Origin of the sequence: Xenorhabdus sp. SGI246, assembly GCF_040838225.1 — a bacterium.
GTDB lineage: Bacteria > Pseudomonadota > Gammaproteobacteria > Enterobacterales > Enterobacteriaceae > Xenorhabdus > Xenorhabdus indica.
This window is the reverse complement of record NZ_JBFPEZ010000006.1, coordinates 1-26,397: the sequence shown is the minus strand read 5'-3', so window position 1 is coordinate 26,397 and position 26,397 is coordinate 1. Positions and strand designations below refer to the sequence as shown.

Below are 26,397 nucleotides of genomic sequence, written 5' to 3'. Positions count from 1 at the left end.
AGACCCATAAAACCTGCCAGCTTCGCTTGTAACTCTGTTTGTAACACAGGAAAACTTTTCTGTCTTCTCCTGTATCGCTTCAGCATATAAAACCAGTTAATAAATTACCAGAAATCTGTTTGCAGAACACCACTTACCATATTTTCATTTATAAGTAGGTGAATAGTGGGTATTTTGTCACAGGTAACATTATTTTTTGTTACCTGCGTTATTGATAATTAACTTGTGCTTAATTCAGGAAATTTTTTTGCCTTCCAATAATTGTTGAACTAACGGAGCCATAATTAACTCCATTGCCAGTCCCATTTTTCCACCCGGAACGACGATAGTATTTATACTGGAAATAAACGAACCCTGAAGCATGGCCAGTAAATAAGGGAAATCGATTTGGCTCAGTCCACGGAAGCGGATGACGATAAAACTTTCGTCCAGAGAAGGAATAGCTTTGGCGGAAAAAGGGTTGGAGGTATCAACAGTAGGAACGCGTTGAAAGTTGATGTGAGTGCGGGAAAACTGTGGCGTAATATAGCGAATATAATCATCCATTGAACGAACCACAGAATCCATAACCGCTTCCCTTGAATGCCCGCGTTCACTGGTATCGCGAATGAGCTTTTGTATCCATTCAAGATTGACAATGGGGACAACACCAATTAGCAGATCGACTAATTCTGCGACATTGTATTGTGGCGTGACAACACCACCATGTAATCCTTCGTAAAACAGCATATCGGTGTTTGATGGTAGTGATTCCCAGGGCGTGAATGTGCCTGGTACTTGGTTGTAGGGAACAGCTTCATCATAAGTATGCAGATATTTCCGCCAGCGGCCAGTACCTGTTTCCCCATATTCAAAGAATGTCTTCTCCAGCATATGGAAATCATTCGCTTCTGGCCCGAAATAACTGATGTGCCTGCCTTGTTCTTTCGCTTTACGTATTTCTGCGTCCATTTCAGGGCGGGTATAACGGTGGAAGCTATCCCCTTCGATAAGTGCGGCAGTGATGCCGAGTTGTTGGAAAATCTTGCGAAATGCCACACTGGTGGTTGTCGTTCCGGCTCCGCTAGAGCCGGTTATGGCAATGACAGGGTGTTTGGCAGACATAAGAAACAGACTCCTTATCATAAAAAATTGGGATGATCGTTCTTGTGATCAGCAGTATCAGGCCAATAAAACAAACAGATGTTGAATGAAATGCTATTGAGCCAGAAATGATTTGAAACTATGGACGGAACATCTCCTTAGGCATGATATTGACAGTCTCATGTAATTCAGACCAAACCAGCAGGGCTTCACCCTGCTCAAGCTGGTGTTTTACATCCTGTACTTTTTGTTCCAGTGTTTTTTCGAGTTCACCGTAGTCGGTGCCTTCCCGCAAGACAAAACTTTCGATCAAGTTGAGTAGAGTATCGGGTTCTACTTGTTGCCACGGGATAATCATTGTGGTCGCTCCATATCACATTATATTAGCTGCTGGTATTGCTTAGTTTTGAGGATGTTTTTGAGTTTAACTTTCATTTTTAACTGGCCTTGTATGCTAAATAACATACTGCTATTTTCTTAGAAAGGAAATGCCAATAATTGAGGGATAAAGCACGCCATGACCGCCAGCCTGATATTCTCACTTAGCACATTTATGTTTATCTCCGCAATCACGCCCGGCCCGAACAATATGTTACTGACATCATCTGGTGCCAACTTTGGGTTCCACCGCTCGTTGACACTGTTGTTGGGAATTGTTTTTGGGATGCAAACCGTCCTGTTGCTGTCTGCCTTTGGTATTGCCGCGTTACTGCTGGTGTATCCGGCTATACACACCGGATTGAAGGTGCTCGGTAGTCTGTATTTACTGTGGCTGGCCTGGAAGACGGTGACGGCACAATACAAACGGCTGGAGGCTACACAATCCCTTGGGACACCCATTAAAAGCCATCAAGGCTGGCTATTGCAGTTTTTGAACCCGAAAGCATGGATGATGGGGTTAGGGGCTATCAGTAGCTACAGTTTAGCAGGGGATTTATATATCCATTCCATTCTGGTCATCAGCGTGGTGATGCTATTGTGTAATACAGTCACCGGAATGGTATGGCTGATTTTGGGTGCCATGATTGGCCGCCTGTTAAAAAGCCGTACCGCATGGTTTACTTTCAATATCGTAATGGGGCTTTTGACCGCGGCTTGTGTACCATTGATCTGGATTAGCTGAATCAGCTCAAATCAATATTCTTGCTGCCAAAGAAAAATGTCAGCACAAAGCCGCTGATATACGAAACAATCAGCCCTGCACCGTATACTGCCATGCCCATGAAAATGCCTGTTTGGGATGTCATTAAGGGCAGGGCAACCACACCGGAGGGGCCGAAAACTGTATTCAGACCGACGGGCAATCCAAACCAGGCAATCAGGCCGACAAAAAAACCACCAACAGCGCCACCAAAACAGGCGGTAACGAAAGGTTTGATGCGAGGCAATGTGACACCATAAATTAGGGGCTCACCGATCCCCAAAAAGCCTGGAATAATAGCTCCTTTGATTTGAGTGCGTAATAACGAATCTTTTTTGGCTCTGACATATAGCGCCAGCGCAGAGCCCACTTGCCCTGCTCCTGCCATTGCCAGAATAGGAAACAGGGAATTAAACCCTTGTGTTTCTACCAGAGCAAAATAGACTGGCACAAAACCCTGATGTACACCGAACATCACGGCTATCAAAAAAAATCCCGCCAAAATGGCTGTGCCGAATGGATTACCATTTAGGTTAGTGAAAAGCCATGACATTGCTGTAAACAGATAACTGCCTGTCGGCATAATCACAATAAAAGTAACCGCGCCCATAATAAGCAGTGTGATAGCAGAGGTCAGGATCATGTCCAGGTCAGCGGGCATGATCTTACGGATCTGCTTCTCAACCCAGGCTCCCAGAATACAGGCAATCAATACCCCGATAATATTTCCCCGTGGATCGATGGGAAAGCCAAAGAAGTTATTGATACCAGAATAAAAGCCGCTGAGGGTGTCAGGGTTATAACCCAAAATAAACAGGGAAGCGATGATAGCCCCATTAACGCCTGAACCGCCAAAAGCCTTCTGTGCGTTGTAACCAACCAAGATACTGAAGAAAGTGAACATTCCTTTGCTGAAAATCTTCATATAACCGATCATTTCAGCCAATACAACGTTGGGTTGAGCAACACCCTGAATGAAAATTTGCTCCAGCAGAGTCGCAAGGCCCAGTAGTAGACCAACAGCAATAAATCCTGGGACGAGAGGAGTAAAAATGGTAGCAAATTTGGTAAGGAATTTATGGATTGAACGGGTTTGTTTCTCTTTGAGGTGTTTTTTATTGGAAGAGGCAATCTCTTTCAAATTTGCCGGGCGATGTTCTGTTGAAAGATGTTCGGAGGCAGGATGATCAGCAGAACTTAATAGTTCATTCATCATATCCGCGGCTGTTTGAGCCTTACCAGGGCCGAGGACGATCTGGAGTTGTTCATGACTTTCAATTACCCCCAGAACGCCGGGAATTAGTTTCAGTTTAGCTTTATCGACCAGTAAATCATCACGTAAAGTCAATCTCAGACGAGTCATACAGTTGCCACTATGTATGACATTACTTGTTCCACCAATAGCGTGAAGAATTTCAACCAGCATATCTGAATTAATTTTAGCCATGTACCACCCCTGTGGTTTATCTTCCACAAAGAAAAAGTAATGATTATCGAACGGTTGAAATCGCTGGCCGGATGAATCCTCGATGTTCTGTTAATAATGTTTTGGCTTCTTCGGCACTGATCCCCGATAGAATCATCACAATTGCAGTCTTGCAGTGACCGTTACAGGCGTTCAGGGCTTGTTCTGCCGTCTCCCTGCTGCACTCAGTAGCAGCCATGACAATATTTTTTTGCCGTTCAACTAACTTAGCATTAGTGGTTTCCACATCCACCATCAAATTGCCATATACCTTACCAGTACGGATCATGGCGCCTGTCGTGATCATATTCAGCACCAGTTTTTGCGCTGTACCTGCTTTCATACGGGAGGAACCTGTTACAACTTCTGGCCCGACAATAGGAGTAATAGCGATATCAGCTAAATGGGTCATTGGACTGCCAGAGTTGCAACTGATACAAGCGGCAGTTGCTCCTATTGATTTAGCATATTCCATTGCTCCCAACACGTAGGGTGTCCGGCCACTGGCGGCAATTCCGACCAGCACGTCTTTTTCATTAAAGTGTAGTACCTTAAGATCATCTGCGCCTAGTTGCCGATTATCTTCCGCGTTTTCGACGGCTTTCAAAATAGCTTGATGCCCGCCAGCAATTAAACCAACCACTTGTCCCGGTTTGGTGCCGTAGGTTGGCGGACATTCGCTGGCATCCAAAATTCCTAATCGACCTGATGTTCCTGCTCCGCTATAGATTAAGCGTCCACCCTGACGTAAAGCTTCTGCAACTTTATCAACGACGAGAGCAACCTGAGGCAATGTCTGCTCAACCGCAACGGCGACTTTTTTGTCTTCATCATTGATGACGCGGAGCATATCGAGAGTTGATAACTCATCAATATGAGTACTGGCGGGGTTACGGCTTTCAGTCACCAGATTATTCAGATCGATTTTCATCATTTTTTCCTGCTACATGTGATGGAATGATTTTAGGTAATTCATAAATACTGAATTATCGCATTGATCACATAATATAACTTTCATCTTTCAGACTGTTTTTCTATTTGCTTTGTTCATTACGGTGTTGGGCTTAATACGTGAATCTAAGAACGACAGAAACACAGGTTCAGTTTATTAGCCTGTGTTTTTATTTTCTTAAATATCTAATCCATTGATTAATGGCATCAGGCTAACCTATAAGAACCTTGCGATAACTATCGGTTATCAGTCGATAACTGTTCCTGGTTGCATAATTAAGAAATCTTTCTAATATATTAAAGTGGGTAAGTAATCTTACTCCAGTTGTGTTGGTATCGAAATAAGATTACTGATAATAAATCTATCGGGGTACTCATATATGTCATCATATATTGGTAAATTCATTGGTTTCTTCACTATTCTTTATGCGTTGCTTATCCCTTCTACAATCATGAACGCTTTTGCTGAAAGTAACGTAACACGTGAACAAACTGATGTATCCAAGATAGATAATGTAGGCATTTCAGTAAAAGAAGTAAGTAAAAAGCTTTTGACCTCCAATACCAATAAAAAGGATGATATACAAAACGCAGATAATATTTCAGAACATGAGCTACCTGATTTTATTACAAGAAATATTCAGACGGTAGGTAATATACTGTCATCATCTTCTTCGCAATTGGCAGAACAAGCCAAATCTTACGCTTTGGGAAGAATCAACAGCACTGTTACCTCTGAAGTACAAAAATGGTTATCCCAATTTGGTACAGCAAAAATTAACTTTGGCCTTGATAGAAAAGGTAAATTGGAAAATAACTCATTAGATCTGTTATTACCCCTTTACGATAATAAAGCTGATTGGTTGCTCTTTTCTCAATTAGGTTATCGCAATAAAGATAGCCGGAATACAATTAACCTTGGTTTGGGGGGACGTTTTTTTTATCAAAACTGGATGTATGGCCTGAATACATTTTATGACTATGACCTGACGGGTAAAAACAGGCGCTTAGGATTAGGAGGCGAAATTTGGGGGGACTATATTAAACTTTCCGCTAACGCTTACCGTCGTTTAAGTGACTGGCAAATTTCACGGTATTTCGAAGAGCACCATGAACGCCCGGCTAACGGCTATGACATTAATGGAGAATTCTTCCTGCCTGCTTACCCTAATCTGGGGGGAAAATTGTCCTATGAGCAATATTTTGGCGACAACGTGACTTTATTCAACCGGAAGACTAAACAGAAAAACCCCAAATTGGTTAAATTGGGTGTGACTTATACGCCGATTCCATTGATTACAATGGGAGTGGATTATAAACAGGGAGAAAGCGGGCGTACTGAAACACAATTTCTGGCGAGTTTAAACTACAGATTGGGGGTTCCTTTGAGTACGCAGTTATCACCGGATAACGTGGCCTCTATGCGTACATTAGCGGGCAGCCGTTATGATTTGGTGGAAAGGAATAATAATATCGTGCTTGATCATAGGAAAATTCCGATTGCTGAGTTTTTTGTACCAATTCAGGGTTACAAGATTAAAGATAATATTTTGATAGTCATCCCAAAAGGAAATACTAAAGATGGAAATTTAACTGCTGATGGTACAAGTAAATATATCTATAAAGCTATTGTATTAGATAGCAATGATAAGGTTGTGAAAAATAGAATAATCCCTAATGTGAAATGGAATAAAAATAAGGTCGTAGAGGGGCTTACTTTAAATGTACCAAAAGGAGATATACAAACGAATAGCGAAGGGGAATTAACCGCAGAGTTAACCATGACTGGTGGTAAGGGAGAAAAGGATATTGTTGTATCTCTTTCTATTGAAGGGAATACACCAATACAGGCTCATCCGGTATCTTTTGATAAGGCAAATGTTTTTTTAAAACCTCTTCCAGAAGGCACTATGAAAGTTAATAAATCTTATAAGCTGACTGTAGTCGCTAAAGATGATGATGACCAACCGGAGATTAACAAGAAGGTTACTTTTACCTCTGTACCGGAAGGGATCGAATTTAAACCAACGAGCACTAAGATTGATGATAATGGTGAAGCAACTACAGAATTTACCAGTACAAACGCTCGACAGTATAAGATAATAGTCACTGTCGATGATTTATTAACATTAGAACATCCTGTAGAATTCGCGGCACCAGTGGAATTTGAGATTGCAAGTGTTGAAGTTGTTGGCACTATTGATGAAAACGGAGTTTTCCATCAAGGCTATGATTCCTCTAAACCATTAGTTGCTGATGGGAAGAGTGCATATAAATATAGAGCGAAGATTGTGAATAAACACGATCAAACATCTGTTATTCCGAATCAGACATTTTTTGATGTGAAATGGAGTCGAGATCATGAACAGATTAAAGTTGATCTGGGGCAACCTGAAAAAGATCCGAAAAATGAAAATACAACGGATGCAGAAGGATATTTATATGCAACATTAAAAAGCCATAATGCAGGGGTGAAAGATATAAAAGTCACATTACAAATGTCTGAGCCAAACGATCAGAAAGAATCCAAATTTGCAGATGATTTAGTTAGCTTTAAACCGAAAGATCAGGATGCGGTTTTGTTTGTTTATAATAAATTTAATCAACAAAAGCAACGGTACTTTACTGAAACAGGCCATCCGTATACGGTTTTTAACTCCCTGATTGGCAGGCTTGGAAAAAATTCATCAGGCGCTTTTGGTAATGAAGCTAATTATAGCATAGAACTGGATGATAATAATGTATTTAATAACATAATTATGGTGGATAAAAATAGTAACGTTATAAATTTTCCTGGGCCAGCAGGTAATGCAACGATAAAAGCAGAAATAACAGAAAAAGATGGAAGGACTTATTTATATCATTACGCTGTGAATATGGTTAGACAAATTACATACCCCTATTTTCCCGGTAAAAATCCAGAGCTGCGAGGCTATCATAGAGCGACGGATGGAGTAACATGCAACGATCTGAACCGTGACGGCAATATGGGATTTGATGCTTTTATATCTGTTTCTGAACAAGATTTTATGAAGTCGTATGAAAAGCATGCGATAAATACTGAGTTTGACAACCTTTATGACTGGGGATTATTTAATGATAATCCTAGTGATGTTAACGTAGACAAACTTAAATATAAATTGTTAGCCGCCTACAATAGTAAAGTTTATGTAATATTTGATCCTCATACAGAGAAATCAAGTACTGAATCTGATGATGAAGGATTATTAATTTGTACTATTGACACAAAAAAAGATCGTGGTACCAAATAACCGAGTGAAATTTTCAATAGCAATCAGTTAATACAGTTAACTAATTGCTATTATTGATTGTTTTTTAATTTTAATAGATGAAATAAATTTAATTGATTTAATTTCTACTGGGAAATATTACAAGCGAATAGTGATAACTAATTGTTATCAGGTGATAAAAAAAATTCATTATATTTTTAATCTTAATTTCTTTAAGTTAAATCCCGTTAGGTAATGAATATAAAGAAGCTCGAATAAATGAGTTTCCAAAGGATAGTGTAATTGTTTTCTTTCATATAAATATAATGAGGTTACAAAATTATGTCAGAAACAAAAGATGTATTAACAACAACGATTTCAAAACAGGCAGACCTTATCGTAGGACAGCGTTTTCTTTTAACTATTACTTTAATATCTAAAAAAGTAATTGATGTTGCGAATGTAAATATTACATTTACAGAAGTAACATCCAATATTATTGCTCCACACGGAGAAATTGTATTAAATCGTCAAAACGCTGATGGCACTGCGGTTACATGTGATGTATTGTTGACGGTTAATAAAAATGCACAGGAAAAAGCGCCAATAAAATTTACCATTAAAGCGAATGGTTCTACTGCCGATCCATTCGTTTTTAACGGGACAGCCAGAACAATAAATCCAGATACATTACCCCTTATATTTGATAAAGAATTTTTAGATATAAAGAACGTAGTAAACGGTTCCATAAATAGTGATTTGAAATCTATGGCGACTACTACTTTGCTGGATATGAATGGAGATCCTCTAAAAAATGTTCCTATTTTGATACGATCAGAAAAACTAAAACACCTAACTTCCTGTAAGTTTAAGGATCACACAGAAAAAGAAGTTCCAGTAAAGTACATTGGCGCTTTCAGTTATCCTGTAATAACTATAAATTCTGATGAAAAAGGGAATATAAAGTTTTATATTTATCCAATACAAGCACATTCAATGATTCTTTACTTGGAAACTTGGATTTTGAATGTTGTACGTCCAGTGGATGCTATTTCTCCTCTTTTTCTTGTTAACACTGAAATCCCTGACGATCTAGATGCTATGCCAGAACCAAATATATTGGGTACAACTTCTAATTTAACTTCTTATTCTGGTACTCCAAATTTTTATGTGGGAATATACGATTACCCAAATGCAGCGCAAGGTGACTATATACTCTTTCTGACTAAAGAACAAGATAAGGAACGTAAATATAGTGGTCATTATGTTATTGTAGGTGATCCGGGCAAAGAACTGGGGCAGGATAAATATACTTATCAAGTTCCCTATGGTATTTTTAAGATAGGTGTTACTTACGAATTTAACTGTGTAGTTATTTTAGGGAGAGATGGTAGTTCTATAACTTCTCTTCCAGAATATGTGACTTATATGGGAGGCGCGAAATATTCTCCTTCTCCAGATATAGAAAGGAAATATGACGCCTGTAAGGTATATACGAGCCTTGGCGTTAAAGATGATGAGATATTCCCTGGTGAAACTATTGGTTATGATAACATAAAAAAATATTTAGATAATCCCAAAGGAAGCACAGGGTTATTTATTGAAGTTGTAGGAGATAAAAATTCAAAAACAAAAGTACCTTTAGGTGCAAAAGTGACATTAAATATGTATATTCAGGCATCAAACCGTAATATACAAGTGCCTTATAAAATGGGCACCATGCCACATGATATTAATTCGGAAACTAATAGATATTCTTTATTTTTTAATATTAAACTAGAAGATCTTGTTAATATATTACCATATGATAATGGTGGAGCGGGTACTATTTGGTTTGATTATGAATTTAGTGTAGCCAGGAGTAAATATTATGGTAAGGTTTGGGAAGGAGGAATAGATACACGTACAGGAATACCAGAAAATGATAATAATTAGTTTCTATTGGATGGCATAATTTTTTTAGATTTATTATGAAACATGCTGTTATGAATTTGATATTATGCCACATCAATCTGATCCATAAAGTAGGCGATATTCATTATTTTTTAATATTAAATCCGATGATCTTATCAATATATTACTATATGATAATGATTATCGGCTTTATAGGAATCTAATTCTGTTATTTATTTGTCAACTAATTTAAAAGTAAAAAGTCAATATCAGTATATTTTCTTATCACCATTAAAATTAATTGTTCCTTTTGTATTGTATAATTTTAATGGCAATAATATCTAACTATTTTAATTATTAATTTAATATTTCAAGAGAATATAGATATGGGAAAATTTGGTAATATCCAATTGATATTTTATCATTGTAATATGTGATAATTAAATTTATAACTTGTAAGTTATTAAATTCTCACCAATACAGTGTTGATAATGATTTTTTTAGTGTGATTTATTTTTTTATTAATGCATAATATTATTATGAAAATAGGGGTTTCTTATATGAATATTAATGAAATAAATTTTGATTCATTACAGTTGGATATGGACTTTCCATTTTTTGCTATTCCTAATCTACCTGATCATGGTGTAGGTAATAAAAGAATAAAAGTTACTGCAAATATTATAGATATATATGGTAACGACCTTCCTAATATCTCTATATTTGTATCAGATTCTATTCCTGAAAATCTTAAAAAAGTAAAAATTTACAATTCAGAATCAAATCAAGAAATTCCCATTATATACCAAGATAGTAGAGAAGGATTTACTATAAAAACTAATGAAAATGGAAAGGTTGAATTTTTTATTCAACCACTTCAGGCTCATTCTGTTGTTCTTGATTTATATTCTAATGTAATTGGGTCAACAAAACAGGTTCCTGCTAAGCATACAATTTTTATTGTTAATAAGTCACCGGATAACATGAAGATTAAATTTGGAATGCCGCAAATAATAAACTTCTTTGGTGAGTATTTAAAATCTGATGGGAACAGTAAATTTAAGGTTGAAATACCGGGGTATTCAGGAGCAACACCGGGAGATTATATTTTATTTTTTGTAAATGGAGAATATACAAAGTATTTTGTCAGAAGGGAGCAGGAAGGTGATTCGAGTATTTTTTATCATTTGCCATATGATATCTTCACAAAAGATATTTATTCAAATTTCTTCTATGTCATTATCAGAGAATCTGGAGACATACTGGCGGATAAGTCCAACTCATTGCCTTTAATTTATAAAGGAGGTGTTATATATAAACCAGAACAGAACCCGGCATCAGGCAGAAACTATGCTACTTGTGTTGTATATGACAGCTTTGGTGTTGCAAAATATCATGTTATACAAAATCATGAATTAATTAATTATTCTTCAATACAAAAATACCCAAATGATCAAAGAGGAGGATTAAATGTTGAAATATTAGGTACTACAGAACATGATAAAGAGACAGATAAAGTACCATTGAATATTTTTGTTACTTTAAATATGTATCTTAACTCAATAAATAAAAGCTATATTAAAAGCTATTCTGGTAAAGTAGAGATACAATCTGATAATAAAGTAGCGGCTATTATTCATATTCCATTTGTGGATGTTGTTGATGTTAAAACATATCCAGATAATAGACTAGGCCATATTTATTTTGACTATACATTTTTTTATGCTGGTAATCAGCAATATGGTAATGTTTGGGAAGCTGATATTGAGACTGATATTGGTTAATGACAATTCACTGAAAAATAATATATTTCTCTGATTATTATATTTTTAATAAAATAATTATTTTTATTCATAACTGAAAACTACCTCCTGAGAAGGTGGTCAACAACAGGTTTTGGCTCTGCCTTATTGGTTTTTAGATTTTAAAGTAACGGAAGTGGCAAAGACTTGTTTTTGGGGATTTTAGTACGCCCCTCTGGAGCGAAATCAAAGCCACCTTCTATGAAGGTGGATTTTTACTTGTTAATTCCGTAATGTTATAAATGACGTAAGGTAAAAAAATGATTATTTCTCTTTCTGAGAGAGTAAGAATTCAATCATTAAGATTGAATATTGATACTCCTTTTTTAGCAGTTCCACCATCATATGATCCTGATTTAGATAAAATATTTACGAAAGTAACAACAACAGTTAGGGATATATATGGTAATCCTTTGATAGGAACTAGAATACTCGTTACCGATGATTCAGGTTTTAATTTGAAAAATGTAAAAATATTTTCATCTAATCACCAAGATGAAATTACAGTTGAGTCAGTAAATAATCAAGAAGGTTTCCATGTTGAGACAGATGATAATGGAGATATTTTATTTTTCATACAGCCTGTTAAATCACAAGGGCTAATAATGCAGTTGTATGCCCAAATAGCTGGAAATGAAAAAACTATTTCTGCGGCAGATAGTAAGATCTATATTGTTAATAATACATTAGAAAATATTTCAGATAAAATGCTTCCGCCAGATATAATAAACTTTTCAGGAGGGTATTTAAAATCATATGAGAATAGTACATTCAAAGTTAAAATTAAAGAAACAGGCAATATTATAAATAACGGTTTTATACTGTTTTTTATTAATGATGAATATACTAAAAAATTTATTGAATTTTCAGATATGAGTGATTTGGAAAATCCATTTGATTTACCTTGTTCTATTTTTAAAAATAAAGTTTTATCATATTTTTCTTACATTGTTATCAGCGAAAATGGAGATATATATCCATATAAATCAAGACCATTGACTTTAACTTATATGAGAGAGCCAAATAAGCCTTGGTCTGATGTTAATAGGGTATATGAACCTTGTGTGGTTTATAGTAGTGCTGGTGTTTTTCCTGAAAATATTTTAAAACAATATTCCACTATCAATGATAATAAAATTTCTACTATTAATAGTGTAGATGCGGGGTTATATGTTGAAATCACAGGAACAAGTGATCCTAATGATACTTCAAAAGTTGCATGTGGTTCTAAAGTAACATTGAATTTATACATTATTGACGGTACAGGAAATTTTAACTGGAGTAATTCTGCTACGATGCCATATCCACAGGAGGAAATTAATGAGTCTTTGGTATTTGATATACCTCGTGAGATTTTAGAAAACAAAATAGGATTTTCTAACAATCTTGGTAAACTATATTTTGATTATCAAGTTGGAACAGATCTTGATCCTGATGTTTCTTATAGCAATACTTGGTTTTCTCATATTGTTACTTATGAAAATGTATAAGTATATTATTTTATTAGATGCTAATAATCTATAGGCTTTGAGGATTTTTTATTTTATTAATAATGTATATATGAACAATGATGAGGTGATGCTATGTATGATAATAATTTACTTCTTGCACCGATAATTAATGGATATGACGGGCATTATTTATATAATGGAAATAATAGTTATTTTTGTGTAATCATTCCAGCTTATGAATATGCTCATGATACGGATACTATATGTTTTTATGTAAACGGTCATAGTACTGGAGATTGCTTTGTTCTTGGTGATGTAACTCTTTTAGACACTCGTTGCACTAAAAGATTAAGTTTTACTATTTTTGAGATTGGGAATACGTGTGAATTTAGTTATAGTGTTACACGTAATGATGGTTCAATGCAAAATTCAGAATCACTATCGGTATTTTATAGTGGTCAAACTGGACCATATCAAAACGCTGAATATGACCCTTGTCTTGTATATTCCAGTTTTGGAATTGACCATGCAAATATAATACACCAACATGACAATGATGATTGTAGTAACGTCAATGTCAATAATGTTGTTAATTGTTATACCCTTTCTAATTATCAAAATACCCAAGATGGGCAGACCGGATTGTATGTTGTAATACAGGGAAGTAATGATACTCCGGGTGGTGTACGGATGGGGAGTGCGGTCTCATTGAATGCATCTGTGGACTTTTGCCTGAGGTTAGATACAACGCTTGGCCCAAAAATTATGGAGCCATACCCTCATGATCCTAATATTGGGCGGGTAGTTTTCTGTCTTGATTATCGTGAGCTCGAAGGGTTCTGTCGTAATTGGTATTGTAAGACGAGTGATGGTCAGTCGTTTGGATATAGTAAGCTGACATTTACGTATTCTACAGAAGATGGGCGTACCTCTTCACCCTGGAGCGGAAGAATATTTACTTGCGGGCCAGGATACACAAGTCCACCTTTTGAAGCTGGTAAGCCTGAGTGCCCTGATATTACTTTTGGCCCTAATCATGGTCACATTAATTGTCCTCGTTGTTTTTAATACATAACTTTATGTTTACTTTAATGGTATAAATTTAATCATAAAGTTGATAATAAATTAAATTCACTGTGATCGAGAGTAGTTCAATTACATGTAAAAATATGATTTTTATGCCCAATTGGCACTCATAAAATGGGTGCCAATCCAATTGCACTTCAATGGTTTTAAAGCCGCTTAGCTAATATTTCATTGAGTGATTATCTTAATGTTGAATCGATACCTTCCTTATATACGAAAACTCCAGCATGTTTTACCTGTGCAATAATATATAAATACAGAATGTTCCTATATCCAAAAAATTAAAAACTTGAAATAAGGATAGGTGTATTACATAGGTGACATTACTCTAAAAATAAGTTTTCATAAAAGTTGTGTTTTACTCGTATTTTGATAATTAAATCTTTTATAATTTATTTTCTTCTGGTGGTTTATAAATTGTATTATGTAGATGGATGTATTTTAAAATTAACACGTGATAAGCGTTAAATATGAATTGATGATAAAGAATGGATGGATTTTGTTATAAGAAAACATGAATAAACTATGGGTATTGTCATTATACGAGTAAACTAGTTTGATATGCTTTTCTTAGTTTTTATTATTAATCTATTCACATGTGGTTTAATAGTGTGATATTTTATTAAGATTGATTTTAATGTTATGAAGTTATTTGTTGTTAAATGAAAATTTATCTTTTTCTGTATTGGTAGTTGCGTACTTCATCTTTTTCACAAATGTAATTGTTAACTTATGTGATTAAAACACAATAGTAAATCTTTTGCTAATTGTATCCTGATTAATTAACTAACACTTCACTGGTTAATATTTTGACCAGTAGTCTCGATAAAACCTTTGGCGAAACGCTAAGTTAAAATGCTATCACCATGAATCTGTAATGTTTTATCGTTATTCACAACCATTGGGCGAAAGAACATGGATATACGCAATCTTGAAGCTTTCATCGTTTTGGCTGAGACTCTTAATTATCATAAGGCTTCAGAGAAACTTTATCTTTCTCAGCCTGCTTTGACGAAAAAAATACATGGTCTGGAAGGTATTCTGGGTGCTTCATTATTCAGAAGGGGGCCAAGTGGAACGAGATTAACAGATTTTGGGCAGAAGACGTTGGAAAATGCCAGGAAGTTTTTAACACATTATGAGCAGTTTAAAAGTCAGGTACAATCTGATTCAAAAAGGGAACTTGTCAGGCACCTATATGTTGGGTCCTGTTTTTCCACTCATAACTATTCGCAAATTGAAAGGCAGCTTGCAGGGAATAAAGGGAATGTTGTACTGGCTTTGATGACAGGATTGTCAGTTGAGCAGCAGATGAGTTTGTTGAATGTGGGAATGCTCCATGTAGCTGTAGTGCCATTGGTGGCTGTGACACAGTTAGAGCCGAAAAAAACTTTTACTGAAAAATTGGTTTATATCTTTAGAAAAAGGAGTCAATTGATATCTAAATTTAGAACGGAAAACAGTAAATCTAAGTATAAGAATTTCCTGATCAGTTCACCGGGAAAGGAAGAGATGATTGACCTGAATGATTGTCTGAATGTCTTTCCTGTTTATACTGGTGATAATATGAATTTGTTATTAAAAACAAATGATATCATGTTAATTATGGAGATGATTACAAAGAACGGTACTTATGCCTGTGTACCTAAAAGGATGATTGCTGCAATTCCTGATTATTATATGAATTTGTTAGAGTTTGTTGAAACTGATGAGAAAATAGATTTAGGTGTAGTATGGAGTAAGTCAATAGATGATGATTTGATTGACGATGCCGAAAGTTTTTCTGCATTGGTGGCTAATTTGTAAAATAATTTGATAAGCAATCAGCGAATTATTCTACTGTTATTCTTATTTAAATCATAAGGCAGTTTTCGTTAAGGAGCATAGAATGTTTATTAGAATTACTGATGTCTATAATTGTAAAAATACTTTTTAATTAAATGAGTTGTCATTTTTACGGTCAGTAAGATAATTCATTTTAGATGAATTCCTTTTCTTATTTGTGCACATAATACGTTTGGAAATACATAGTCAGTTTAGGGACGTTGCTATATAAAGTATGATTACCGGGTATTGAATTACAACACCTGGTAATCATTGCCTAACAATAATTGAATGGTAATAAACTTACTGATTGATGTTAAATGTTTCTGTCATTTTTTCAAGTTGCTCTTGAATATCCAACCATTCCATTTCAATATCTTCCAGTCTGGATTTAGTCTTTATCTGTTGGTGCAGGCATTCCGTTAATTCAGTTTTACGCTCACTTTCATATATTGTGTTATCTGAAAGTTTTTCTTCCAAACTTGCCAAGTTTGTACTTAAATTTTCCATCTCTTTTTCAAGCACTGTGAGTTGCTTACGCAATGGTTGCGTTTGGCTACGGAATTCTGCTTCACGCCGTTTTTGATCTTTGCGTTCTTGTGCACTGTAATTTTGAATGTTATTTACAGAATCATCTGTACCGGGAGCTGTTTTTTCCTTTTCCTGATTTTCACGCCATTGTTGACGTTGTAACTCTGTCAGCCATTGTTGGTAATCTTCCAAATCGCCTTTGAAAGGTTCTACTTTGCCATCATGTACCAGATAGAGTTCATCTGTCGTGGAACGCAATAAGTGTCTGTCGTGCGATACCACGACAAGAGCGCCATCGAAATCGATCAGGGCTTCAGTCAATGCTTGTCTCATGTCGAGATCAAGGTGGTTGGTCGGTTCATCCAACAACAGAAGGTTTGGACGTTGCCAGACAATCAGCGCCAGCACCAATCGGGCTTTTTCTCCTCCTGAGAATCGGACAGTTGGATCGGTCACTTGATCACCTTTGAAACCAAAACCACCAAGATAATCTCTTAACTGTTGTTCTGTTTCCTGAGGCGCAAGTCTGGCTAAATGTTGTAAAGGAGATTCATCTGCGCGAAGGTATTCCAACTGATGTTGTGCAAAATATCCTAGCTTGATGCCCTTAGCTAAGGAAATTTCTCCTTGTTGTGGAATGAGCTCCCCTGCCAGTAATTTTATCAGGGTTGATTTACCCGCACCGTTACGACCCAACAAGCCAATTCGTGAACCCGGAACCAAATTTAATTTGATTGAGTTCAGTACCGTTTTATTTCCATATCCGGCGCTGACTTTTTCCATAATTAATAGTGGATTTGGCAGGCTGTCTGGCTGGCGGAAACTGAAACGAAATGGGTTATCAACATGAGCAGGCGCAATCAGCTCCATTCGCTCCAGCATTTTGATTCGGCTTTGAGCTTGTTTTGCCTTAGAAGCTTTAGCACGAAAACGATCAATGTAGCTTTGCAAATGCGCTACTTTTTCTTGCTGGCTTTGGTATGTAGCTTGTTGTTGGGCGAGTTTGGCTGCCCGTTGCCGTTCAAAAGAAGAGTAATTGCCCGTGTATTCAAATAAGCTCTGCTGTTCAATGTGCAGGACTTTATCAATGATTGGATCGAGGAAATCTCTGTCATGCGATATCAGGATTAAAGTACCTGTATAGTTTTTCAGCCATTTCTCGAGCCAGATTACAGCATCCAGATCAAGATGGTTGGTGGGTTCATCGAGCAATAATAGCTCAGAACGACAAATCAACGCCTGAGCCAGATTAAGTCGCATACGCCAGCCACCGGAAAATGAACGGACAGGTTGCTCCAGTTGAGCCTGAGAGAATCCCAGCCCATGCAGTAAACTGGATGCACGGGCACGAATTGTCCATGCCTGAATGGTATCGAGCAGGCCGTGAAGGTGTGCAATGGCATGACCATCATTCTGCTCGTTGGCAATTTGCAGTTTCTGTTCCAGTTGGCGGAATTCACGATCACCATCGATCACATATTCCAGAGCTGAAACCTCCAGAGCAGGCGTTTCCTGATTCACCCAGGCTAAAGCCCAGTTGTTAGGAAATGTTACAGAGCCACTTTCAGCTTGCAGTTCACCTTTCAGTAATGAGAGTAGGGTTGATTTACCACAACCATTTTTACCAACTAATCCCACTTTTTGACCGGGATTGATGGTTGCGTTGGCATTATCCAGTAGGACGCGAATGCCACGACGGATTTGCAGAGAAGAAAAAACAATCATGATGTTGTCTGTATGGGATATGTTAAGTTAATAATGACATTATATGTATTCGTTTTGATAGCCTGGCGTGCATGGTAGCGGAAAATAGGTGGTCTGACACGTCCTGGGAAGGGACTGATGTTATTGTCATCTAACAGGGTGATATGAGCGAAGTGGAACTACTGTGTAAGACATTAATCAGGTTAGGGATTCATCCGCATCAGGCATGAACAGCAATGGGGGTAAATATGTCAGTGAGTCGTAAACGTTTTATAGCAGGTGCTGTGTGCCCAAAGTGTCAGTCACAGGATACTTTGGCAATGTGGCAGGAAAACAGAGTTGATATTGTCGAGTGTGTTCATTGTGGACATCTTCAGCGACAAACTGATGAGGCTGTAACATCTCATGTCAGAAAGCAGGAACAAGTTATCGGCATTTTTACACCTCAATAACTCAATGTAATTACAATGTGTAACGGATTAATTTTCCCATTACTAGGTACAGTGAAGTAGAATTCCGGTACAATCGGCGGCATTTTTTTAGTCGTAACAATTTTTCCCACGTTTTTTCCTGGGTATCGTAGGAGATGTCATGAAAGTAGCAAAAGATTTAGTGGTCAGCTTGGCTTATCAAGTAAGAACAGAAGATGGTGTTTTAGTTGATGAGTCTCCGGTGAGCGCACCGTTAGACTATCTCCATGGCCGCAGTTCCCTGATTAGCGGTTTGGAAAAAGCGCTGGAAGGCCGTGAGGCTGGTGAACGTTTTGATGTTAGTGTTGAAGCAAATGATGCATATGGTCAGTATGATGAGAACTTAGTTCAGCGCGTATCAAAAGATGTTTTTGTTGGTGTAGAAGAGTTGCAGGTTGGTATGCGTTTTCTGGCGGATACCGATATGGGGCCTGTGCCTGTTGAAATCACCGCTTTAGAAGGTGATGAAGTTGTTGTTGATGGTAACCACATGCTGGCTGGTCAGAACCTGAAATTCAACGTTGAAATTGTAGCGATTCGTGAGGCGACAGAAGAAGAACTGGCTCATGGTCACGTACATGGGCAGGATGGTTGCGGTGATCACGATCACCATCATGATCATGAAGGTCATAGCTGCTGTGGCGGTGGTTGCCATTAATTAGTGGGTTAGCTGAAAAAAGGGAAGCTGGCTGGCTTCTCTTTTTGTTGTCGGTCTTTTTGCCTTCCCTGGCAGACGATTTCCCCCGATTGGATAGCCGGAATTGGCTTCAGTAGATCTGTTTTCAGTAGTGGGGTGGGGGCGTTTCTTCTGAAAGTGGTGCAATAATTGATGACTGATGCGTTTTAAGTCGTTCGGCCATTAATTTTAGCTGTTCTTTTAGCTTATCTATTTCTATTTGCTGTTTTCTGACTTCTTGATTTAACGCTTCAATGGTAACTTCCTGATGGGTCAGTTTAGTTTCCAGTTGTTCAAATCTCTGCTCAAGGCTGGATAATACCATTACTTTTCTCCCTGTTTTTAATCATGTCATTACGCGACGGAATGATTATTGTATTTAAATCGATACTATAATACTTGAAGCCTCATGCCCAAAGCCTAATAGCCAAACCTTAATGTCTAAATCTTTTGGTGAAGGTGAAAAGTAAAATGGAGAACAGGAACGCTTTTTTGTTCAATGAGTTACTTCAAGGTTGTTTCAATATTTTTCAGGGCGGCGTATAGCAAATATTGTTATTGGTTTTCGTAGGCAGTTATAGTACATGTGGTTGCATGATTTTTGCTGACGGCAAACTCAGTCAAATTTATTGGAGAATAAGATGAAATCATTGTTAAAAACAACTTTATTGGCAACTACACTGGCAATGGCATTCAGTGCACCATATACAATGGCTGCTGAAACAAAAACCAGCGATGAAGTGAAACTGAATAAGGCTTTTAAGACAGTAGAACAGCAGGATTCTTATGCATTGGGAGCTTCCATAGGTCATTATATGGAAAAATCTTTGGACGAACAGAAAGCGCTAGGTATTAATATTGATAAGTCTCAGCTTTTGGTTGGTTTTGAAGATGCCGTCAATAACAAAAGTAAACTGAATGACACAGAAATTCAGCAAGTCCTTAGTGAGTTTGATGCAAAAATCAGATCTTCTTTACAGGCTAAGCTGGAGAAAGAGGCCAGTGAAAATAGTGAGAAAGGGAATAAATTCCGGGAGCAGTTTGCTAAGGAAACGGGAGTTATAAAAACGAAATCCGGTCTTCTGTATAAAATTGAGCGGGAAGGAAGTGGTAAAACGCCTGCAACAAGCGATACCGTAGTTGTGAATTACAAAGGAAGTTTGATTGATGGAAAAGTGTTTGATAGCTCTTATGAACGGAAAGAGCCTCTGTCGATTCCTCTGGATAAAGTGATTCAGGGCTGGAAAGAAGGTCTTCAGCATCTGAAAAAAGGTGGAAAAATGAAATTAGTCATCCCACCTGAGTTGGCTTATGGAAAAAATGGAGTGCAAGAAATTCCAGCTAACTCAACTTTAGTCTTTGAAATTGAATTGTTGGATATTAAACCTAACGCGAAAGCAAAATAATTTTCATCGTAATTAATACATGATTTTATAACAGGGGCTATCAGGTCCCTGTTTTGTTATACCAATATTTACTTCGATTTAGTAAGTAATAAACGTAAATATAGAGAATGAATTTTGACAATTATTATTTTACACAATATTAAATAGAATAATTTTCTCATATTTCAGGTACATTTGAACATAAACGCTGTGATAACCTCTGGCAGTCTATTCAGCAAGGTCTTGACGGCAATTTAATGTAGTTTTAACGTCATTATTCTGGATAGAATACAGCGTTTTTGGAATGTTTTCTGTTAAATTGCGGTTATAATAAATCTCACTCTGATGCTTTTGGTGAGGTGAAGTTTAAGCTTGAAGGATGGTGTATTACATGTCTACCCCACTATTGTCCGGTGATAAAATATCTGGTGATAACAGCGATATTGATTTACTGGAAAACCAACCGTTCAGTGAAACGGATCATGAAATTTTAAAGTCTTATGAAGCTGCTGTTGATGGCCTGGCTATGCTGATTGGTGGGCATTGTGAAATTGTTCTTCATTCACTGGAAGACCTTAAATGTTCAGCTGTCAGAATAGCTAATGGCGAACATACGGGCCGTAAAATTGGCTCTCCCATCACTGATCTGGCATTACGGATGCTGCACGATATGACGGATGAAGATGCCAGTGTTTCCAAAGCCTATTTCACACGGGCGAAAAGTGGCGCATTGATGAAATCTGTTACGATTGCGATTCGTAATCGTCAGCGTCGAGTGATCGGGCTTTTGTGTATTAATATGAATCTGGATGTTCCTTTCTCTGAGATTATTCAGACTTTTATTCCGGAAAAAACTCACGAAGTCTCTTCAAACGTCAATTTTGCTTCTTCTGTGGACGATCTGGTTGCGCAGACTTTGGAATATACTATTGAAGAGGTAAATGCTGATCGCAATGTTTCCAATAATGCAAAAAACAGGCAGGTTGTCCTGAATCTTTATGAGAAAGGTATTTTTGATATTAAAGATGCTATTAATCAGGTTGCTGATCGCCTGAATATCTCCAAGCATACGGTATACCTTTATATTCGCCAGTTTAAAAGTGGTGAATGTACAAGTCCGGAGAAGTAATGTCACCACTGTCTTATTGTCTTCTGGTGACCGGACCAGCATATGGAACTCAGCAAGCCAGTAGTGCTTATCAATTTGCTCAGGCGCTTATTGTTTCTGGCCATAAATTGCATAGCGTATTTTTTTATCGTGATGGCGTTCAGAATGGTAATCGGCTGCTAGTGCCTGCTAATGATGAATTTGATCTCGTCAGAGCTTGGCAATCATTGGCTGCTCAGCACCAGTTTAATTTATCCATTTGTGTTGCGGCAGCATTGCGACGCGGTGTTGTAGATGAACAACAAGCAAATGAACTGAATCTGGATGCTGCGAATCTGGCCAATGGGTTTGAACTCAGTGGCCTTGGCTCTCTGGCTGAGGCCATGATGCTATGTGATCGTGTGGTACAGTTTTAGGGGCATAGGCAAAAGGATATTGAGGGTAATAATGAAAAAAATCGCCTTCGTTTTTACTGAAGCTCCCCACGGATCTTCTGCTGGCAGAGAAGGGCTGGATGCTCTACTTGCAACATCAGCATTGACGGAGCAGATAGGTGTATTCTTTATTTCTGATGGAGTATTCCAGCTACTGTCCGATCAGCAACCGGATAAAATTCTGTCACGTGACTACATTTCAACATTTAAGATTTTATCTCTGTATGATATTGATAAATGTTATATTTGCCTTGAGGATCTGATGGTTAGAGGATTTAGCCCAGAAAGTGATTTTATTCTGGAGGCCGAGTTTCTCTCCGCTGTGGCCATTCGACAAATGTTAGCAGGCTATGATGTTGTGTTGAAATTTTAATCTATTTTGGAGGGGTAACATGTTATATACTGTTAGACATTCACCTTACCAGGATGACTTCGATGCAATACTTGGCTTGATCACTGACGTGGATGATGTTCTGTTGATTCAGAATGGGGTATTGCTCAGTATAAATGGTAATCGCTATTTAGCTGAGTTGATCCGCACAGGAGCTGGTATCTATGCTTTGCAGGATGATCTGGATGCACGAGGGCTTGTTAATCAAGTTTCAGATCATGTACGGGTAGTAAATTACAACGGTTTTGTTAGCTTAACGGTGAAACATCAGCAAAGTTTCAGTGGGTAGATATTTCTGTATTTTGTTTGAAGATACTGCCTGTAGTATTCAGCCAGCAATAAATGACTTGCTAACTCTTTGACGTCGCCAACCATAGAAAGGCTGTATATTTCTTGACACCTCGTCAAGTCAGCAATAAAATTCCGCGTCCTCTCGTTTTGTCATCATGACTGACAGAGGGTAAAATCCGTGTTTACGAAGCAAAAAACCAGGAGCTTTTTTAATAATGGCAACTATTAACCAGCTGGTTCGCAAATCTCGTAGCTCGAAAGTTGTGAAAAGCAACGTTCCTGCTCTGGAAGCTTGCCCGCAAAAACGTGGTGTATGTACTCGTGTATATACTACTACTCCAAAAAAACCAAACTCAGCACTACGTAAAGTATGCCGTGTTCGTTTGACTAACGGTTTCGAAGTGACTTCCTATATCGGTGGTGAAGGCCACAACCTACAGGAACACTCCGTAATCCTGATCCGTGGCGGTCGTGTTAAAGACTTGCCAGGTGTGCGTTACCACACTGTTCGCGGTGCACTGGACTGTTCCGGTGTTAAAGACCGTAAACAAGGTCGTTCTAAGTACGGTGTGAAGAAGCCGAAGGCTTAATGGTTCTCCGTTAAGTAAGGCCAAACATTTTTTACTTTAATGTCAGAATAAACTCGTAGAGTTTTGGACAACCCTGAAATTCGAAACGGAGTATTTCCATGCCACGTCGTCGTGTAATTGGTCAACGTAAAATTCTGCCAGATCCAAAGTTCGGATCTGAACTGCTGGCAAAATTTGTAAATATCCTGATGGTAGACGGTAAGAAGTCTGTCGCAGAAGCAATTGTATATGGTGCGCTTGAGACCCTGGCTCAGCGTTCTGGTAAAGATCATCTGGAAGCATTCGAGCTGGCACTGGATAATGTGCGCCCGACTGTGGAAGTTAAGTCCCGTCGTGTAGGTGGTTCTACCTACCAGGTTCCAGTTGAAGTTCGTCCGGTTCGTCGTAATGCATTGGCAATGCGTTGGATCGTTGATGCTGCTCGTAAACGCGGTGATAAGTCGATGGCTCTGCGCCTGGCGAATGAATTATCTGATGCGGCTGAAAACAAAGGCGCTGCTGTTAAGAAACGTGAAGACGTTCACCGTATGGCAGAAGCTAACAAGGCGTTCGCACACTATCGTTGGTAATCCATTTTTTGTTATACCATCGGCAGTGAATATGTTCTGGGTAGCTGCTTAGCTACCCGTTCTCTAATATTGAACGCCCACGAGAGAGGAAAAAATGGCTCGTAAAACCCCTATAACTCGTTACCGTAATATCGGTATCAGCGCGCACATTGACGCGGGTAAAACCACTACCACCGAACGTATTCTGTTCTACACTGGTGTAAGCCATAAGATCGGTGAAGTTCATGATGGCGCTGCTACTATGGACTGGATGGAACAGGAGCAAGAACGTGGTATTACCATCACGTCTGCTGCAACTACCGCATTCTGGTCTGGTATGGCCAAACAGTATGAGCCACACCGTATCAACATCATCGACACCCCAGGCCACGTTGACTTCACTATCGAAGTAGAACGTTCTATGCGTGTTCTTGACGGTGCAGTAATGGTTTACTGTGCAGTTGGTGGTGTTCAGCCACAGTCTGAAACTGTATGGCGTCAGGCGAATAAATATAACGTTCCACGTATCGCGTTCGTTAACAAAATGGACCGTATGGGAGCGAACTTCCTGCGCGTTGTTGAGCAGATCAAAACGCGTCTGGCAGCTAACCCTGTTCCTCTGCAATTGGCAATCGGTGCAGAAGATTCCTTCACCGGTGTTGTTGATTTGTTGAAAATGAAAGCAATCAACTGGAACGACGAAGATCAGGGTATTACCTTCGAATACGAAGATATCCCGGCTGACATGCTTGAGCAGGCTCAGGAATGGCATCAGAACCTGATTGAATCCGCAGCAGAAGCATCAGAAGAGCTGATGGATAAATACCTGGGCGGTGAAGAGCTGACTGAAGAAGAAATTAAGGCAGCTCTGCGTAAGCGTGTTCTGGCTAACGAAATTATCCTGGTTACCTGTGGTTCTGCATTTAAGAACAAAGGTGTTCAGGCAATGCTGGATGCAGTTGTCGAATATCTGCCAGCACCAACTGATGTTGAATCCATCAAAGGTATGCTGCCAGACGGTAAAGATACCCCAGCAGAACGTCATTCTAGCGATGACGAGCCATTCTCTGCTCTGGCGTTCAAAATCGCTACCGACCCATTCGTGGGTAACCTGACGTTCTTCCGTGTTTACTCAGGTGTTGTTAACTCCGGTGACACTGTACTGAATCCGGTTAAAGACAAAAAAGAACGTTTTGGCCGTATCGTTCAGATGCATGCTAACAAACGTGAAGAAATCAAAGAAGTCCGTGCAGGCGACATCGCAGCTGCTATCGGTCTGAAAGATGTCACTACAGGTGATACGCTCTGTGATCTGAGTGCGCCAATTATCCTGGAGCGCATGGAATTCCCAGAGCCAGTTATCTCTGTTGCTATCGAGCCAAAAACTAAAGCTGACCAAGAAAAAATGGGTATCGCTTTAGGCCGTCTGGCTCAGGAAGATCCATCATTCCGCGTGAGCAGTGATGAAGAGTCTGGTCAGACTATCATTGCCGGTATGGGTGAACTTCACCTCGACGTATTGGTTGACCGTATGCGTCGTGAATTTAACGTTGAAGCGAACGTAGGTAAACCTCAGGTTGCTTACCGTGAAACTATCCGTGCTTCTGTTGAGCAGGAAGGTAAACACGCTAAACAGTCCGGTGGTCGTGGTCAGTACGGTCATGTATGGCTGCGTATCGAACCTCTGGAAGCTGGTGGAGCTGGTTACGAATTCGTGAACGAAATCGTTGGTGGTGTTGTTCCTAAAGAATACGTCCCAGGCGTCGACAAAGGCGTTCAGGAACAGTTGAAGAGCGGTGTTCTGGCTGGTTACCCAATTGTTGACGTTAAAGTTGCCCTGTTCGATGGTTCTTACCATGACGTTGACTCCTCAGAAATCGCCTTTAAAATTGCTGCATCCATGGCATTTAAAGAAGGCTTCATGAAAGCGAAACCAGTTCTGCTGGAACCTATCATGAAAGTTGAAGTGGAAACACCAGAAGACTACATGGGTGACGTCATCGGTGACTTGAACCGTCGCCGTGGTATGATCGATGGTATGGATGATGTAGCTACGGGCAAAATTGTTCGTGCTCAAGTACCATTGTCTGAAATGTTTGGTTATGCTACTGACCTGCGTTCTCAGACCCAAGGTCGTGCTTCTTACTCCATGGAGTTCTTGAAGTACAACGAAGCGCCGAGCAACGTCGCTCAGGCTATTATCGAAGCTCGTAAATCTAGATAATTTTTCGAGTTTACTATCTTTTTAGCTCCCTCATCATTTATGACGGGGGAGCGGTATTAAGGAATAGAGTCGTGTCTAAAGAAAAGTTTGAACGTTCCAAACCGCACGTTAACGTTGGT

At 38.6% G+C, this 26,397-nt stretch carries 23 protein-coding genes; 17 read left to right on the top strand and 6 right to left on the bottom strand.

What is annotated here, in order from left to right; genetic code table 11:
• Nucleotides 1-234 precede the first annotated feature (234 nt).
• Nucleotides 235-1,104 carry a phosphoribulokinase gene (locus tag ABLA85_RS02230; protein WP_047680785.1) on the bottom strand — a complete coding sequence of 290 codons (870 nt, stop codon included), beginning with the start codon at nucleotides 1,102-1,104 and terminating at the stop codon, nucleotides 235-237.
• A gap of 118 nt (nucleotides 1,105-1,222) precedes the next feature.
• Complete coding sequence (locus ABLA85_RS02225) at nucleotides 1,223-1,441, bottom strand: YheU family protein (protein ID WP_367960975.1); 219 nt, start codon at nucleotides 1,439-1,441, stop codon at nucleotides 1,223-1,225.
• A 159-nt stretch (nucleotides 1,442-1,600) separates the two neighbouring features.
• Here ABLA85_RS02225 and ABLA85_RS02220 point away from each other — a divergent pair, with 159 nt between their 5' ends.
• Nucleotides 1,601-2,206: a LysE family translocator gene (locus ABLA85_RS02220; RefSeq protein WP_367960973.1), complete on the top strand. Its 606-nt coding sequence runs from the start codon at nucleotides 1,601-1,603 to the stop codon at nucleotides 2,204-2,206.
• 1 nt (nucleotide 2,207) lies between these two features.
• Here ABLA85_RS02220 and murP read toward each other — a convergent pair whose 3' ends face one another.
• On the bottom strand, nucleotides 2,208-3,671 hold the full coding sequence (gene murP, locus ABLA85_RS02215) for a PTS N-acetylmuramic acid transporter subunit IIBC (protein ID WP_367960971.1): 1,464 nt from the start codon (nucleotides 3,669-3,671) through the stop codon (nucleotides 2,208-2,210).
• 43 nt (nucleotides 3,672-3,714) lie between these two features.
• Complete coding sequence (gene murQ / locus ABLA85_RS02210) at nucleotides 3,715-4,620, bottom strand: N-acetylmuramic acid 6-phosphate etherase (RefSeq protein WP_367961016.1); 906 nt, start codon at nucleotides 4,618-4,620, stop codon at nucleotides 3,715-3,717.
• A gap of 400 nt (nucleotides 4,621-5,020) precedes the next feature.
• On the opposite strand from murQ, the gene ABLA85_RS02205 reads away from it, so the two are divergent.
• From ABLA85_RS02205 to ABLA85_RS02180, 6 genes are all read left to right on the top strand, one after another.
• Nucleotides 5,021-7,912: an inverse autotransporter beta domain-containing protein gene (locus ABLA85_RS02205; RefSeq protein WP_367960970.1), complete on the top strand. Its 2,892-nt coding sequence runs from the start codon at nucleotides 5,021-5,023 to the stop codon at nucleotides 7,910-7,912.
• A 300-nt stretch (nucleotides 7,913-8,212) separates the two neighbouring features.
• On the top strand, nucleotides 8,213-9,805 hold the full coding sequence (locus ABLA85_RS02200; protein ID WP_367960968.1) for a hypothetical protein: 1,593 nt from the start codon (nucleotides 8,213-8,215) through the stop codon (nucleotides 9,803-9,805).
• 518 nt (nucleotides 9,806-10,323) lie between these two features.
• Nucleotides 10,324-11,547, top strand: coding sequence for a hypothetical protein (locus tag ABLA85_RS02195; protein WP_367960967.1), 1,224 nt, complete (start codon nucleotides 10,324-10,326; stop codon nucleotides 11,545-11,547).
• Nucleotides 11,548-11,825: 278 nt separating this feature from the next.
• Nucleotides 11,826-13,055, top strand: coding sequence for a hypothetical protein (locus ABLA85_RS02190; protein ID WP_367960966.1), 1,230 nt, complete (start codon nucleotides 11,826-11,828; stop codon nucleotides 13,053-13,055).
• A gap of 93 nt (nucleotides 13,056-13,148) precedes the next feature.
• Nucleotides 13,149-14,084 carry a hypothetical protein gene (locus ABLA85_RS02185; protein ID WP_367960964.1) on the top strand — a complete coding sequence of 312 codons (936 nt, stop codon included), beginning with the start codon at nucleotides 13,149-13,151 and terminating at the stop codon, nucleotides 14,082-14,084.
• Between the two features lie 933 nt (nucleotides 14,085-15,017).
• Nucleotides 15,018-15,908 (top strand): LysR family transcriptional regulator, encoded by an 891-nt coding sequence (locus ABLA85_RS02180; RefSeq protein WP_367960962.1) that lies wholly within the window; start codon nucleotides 15,018-15,020, stop codon nucleotides 15,906-15,908.
• A 321-nt stretch (nucleotides 15,909-16,229) separates the two neighbouring features.
• Here ABLA85_RS02180 and ABLA85_RS02175 read toward each other — a convergent pair whose 3' ends face one another.
• Complete coding sequence (locus ABLA85_RS02175; protein WP_367960960.1) at nucleotides 16,230-18,182, bottom strand: ABC transporter ATP-binding protein; 1,953 nt, start codon at nucleotides 18,180-18,182, stop codon at nucleotides 16,230-16,232.
• Nucleotides 18,183-18,409: 227 nt separating this feature from the next.
• On the opposite strand from ABLA85_RS02175, the gene ABLA85_RS02170 reads away from it, so the two are divergent.
• Complete coding sequence (locus ABLA85_RS02170) at nucleotides 18,410-18,613, top strand: YheV family putative zinc ribbon protein (protein ID WP_047680805.1); 204 nt, start codon at nucleotides 18,410-18,412, stop codon at nucleotides 18,611-18,613.
• Between the two features lie 139 nt (nucleotides 18,614-18,752).
• The gene (slyD, locus tag ABLA85_RS02165; RefSeq protein ID WP_367960957.1) at nucleotides 18,753-19,289 is read left to right on the top strand and encodes a peptidylprolyl isomerase; all 537 of its coding nucleotides are present in this window, start codon (nucleotides 18,753-18,755) and stop codon (nucleotides 19,287-19,289) included.
• 124 nt (nucleotides 19,290-19,413) lie between these two features.
• On the opposite strand, the gene ABLA85_RS02160 is transcribed toward slyD, so the two are convergent.
• A complete protein-coding gene (locus tag ABLA85_RS02160; protein ID WP_367960956.1) occupies nucleotides 19,414-19,632 on the bottom strand; it encodes a SlyX family protein in 219 nt (72 codons plus the stop codon).
• A gap of 316 nt (nucleotides 19,633-19,948) precedes the next feature.
• Between ABLA85_RS02160 and fkpA the strand changes: the two genes are divergently transcribed.
• The 8 genes from fkpA to fusA all read left to right on the top strand — a co-directional run bounded on the left by fkpA (nucleotide 19,949) and on the right by fusA (nucleotide 26,278).
• Complete coding sequence (gene fkpA, locus ABLA85_RS02155) at nucleotides 19,949-20,713, top strand: FKBP-type peptidyl-prolyl cis-trans isomerase (protein ID WP_367960954.1); 765 nt, start codon at nucleotides 19,949-19,951, stop codon at nucleotides 20,711-20,713.
• Nucleotides 20,714-21,083: 370 nt separating this feature from the next.
• Entirely contained in the window at nucleotides 21,084-21,821 is a 738-nt protein-coding gene (locus ABLA85_RS02150) for a transcriptional regulator (RefSeq protein WP_367960952.1), read from the top strand.
• Nucleotides 21,821-22,216 (top strand): sulfurtransferase complex subunit TusD, encoded by a 396-nt coding sequence (gene tusD, locus ABLA85_RS02145; protein WP_367960950.1) that lies wholly within the window; start codon nucleotides 21,821-21,823, stop codon nucleotides 22,214-22,216. The genes ABLA85_RS02150 and tusD overlap by 1 nt, the downstream gene beginning before the upstream one ends.
• A 31-nt stretch (nucleotides 22,217-22,247) precedes the next feature.
• Nucleotides 22,248-22,607 carry a sulfurtransferase complex subunit TusC gene (tusC, locus tag ABLA85_RS02140; RefSeq protein ID WP_367960949.1) on the top strand — a complete coding sequence of 120 codons (360 nt, stop codon included), beginning with the start codon at nucleotides 22,248-22,250 and terminating at the stop codon, nucleotides 22,605-22,607.
• A gap of 19 nt (nucleotides 22,608-22,626) precedes the next feature.
• Complete coding sequence (gene tusB, locus ABLA85_RS02135) at nucleotides 22,627-22,914, top strand: sulfurtransferase complex subunit TusB (protein ID WP_367960947.1); 288 nt, start codon at nucleotides 22,627-22,629, stop codon at nucleotides 22,912-22,914.
• Nucleotides 22,915-23,131: 217 nt separating this feature from the next.
• Nucleotides 23,132-23,506 (top strand): 30S ribosomal protein S12, encoded by a 375-nt coding sequence (gene rpsL, locus ABLA85_RS02130; protein WP_038269449.1) that lies wholly within the window; start codon nucleotides 23,132-23,134, stop codon nucleotides 23,504-23,506.
• Between the two features lie 98 nt (nucleotides 23,507-23,604).
• Nucleotides 23,605-24,075, top strand: coding sequence for a 30S ribosomal protein S7 (rpsG, locus tag ABLA85_RS02125; RefSeq protein ID WP_038269448.1), 471 nt, complete (start codon nucleotides 23,605-23,607; stop codon nucleotides 24,073-24,075).
• A gap of 94 nt (nucleotides 24,076-24,169) precedes the next feature.
• The gene (fusA, locus tag ABLA85_RS02120; protein ID WP_367960945.1) at nucleotides 24,170-26,278 is read left to right on the top strand and encodes an elongation factor G; all 2,109 of its coding nucleotides are present in this window, start codon (nucleotides 24,170-24,172) and stop codon (nucleotides 26,276-26,278) included.
• Nucleotides 26,279-26,397: the final 119 nt, after the last annotated feature.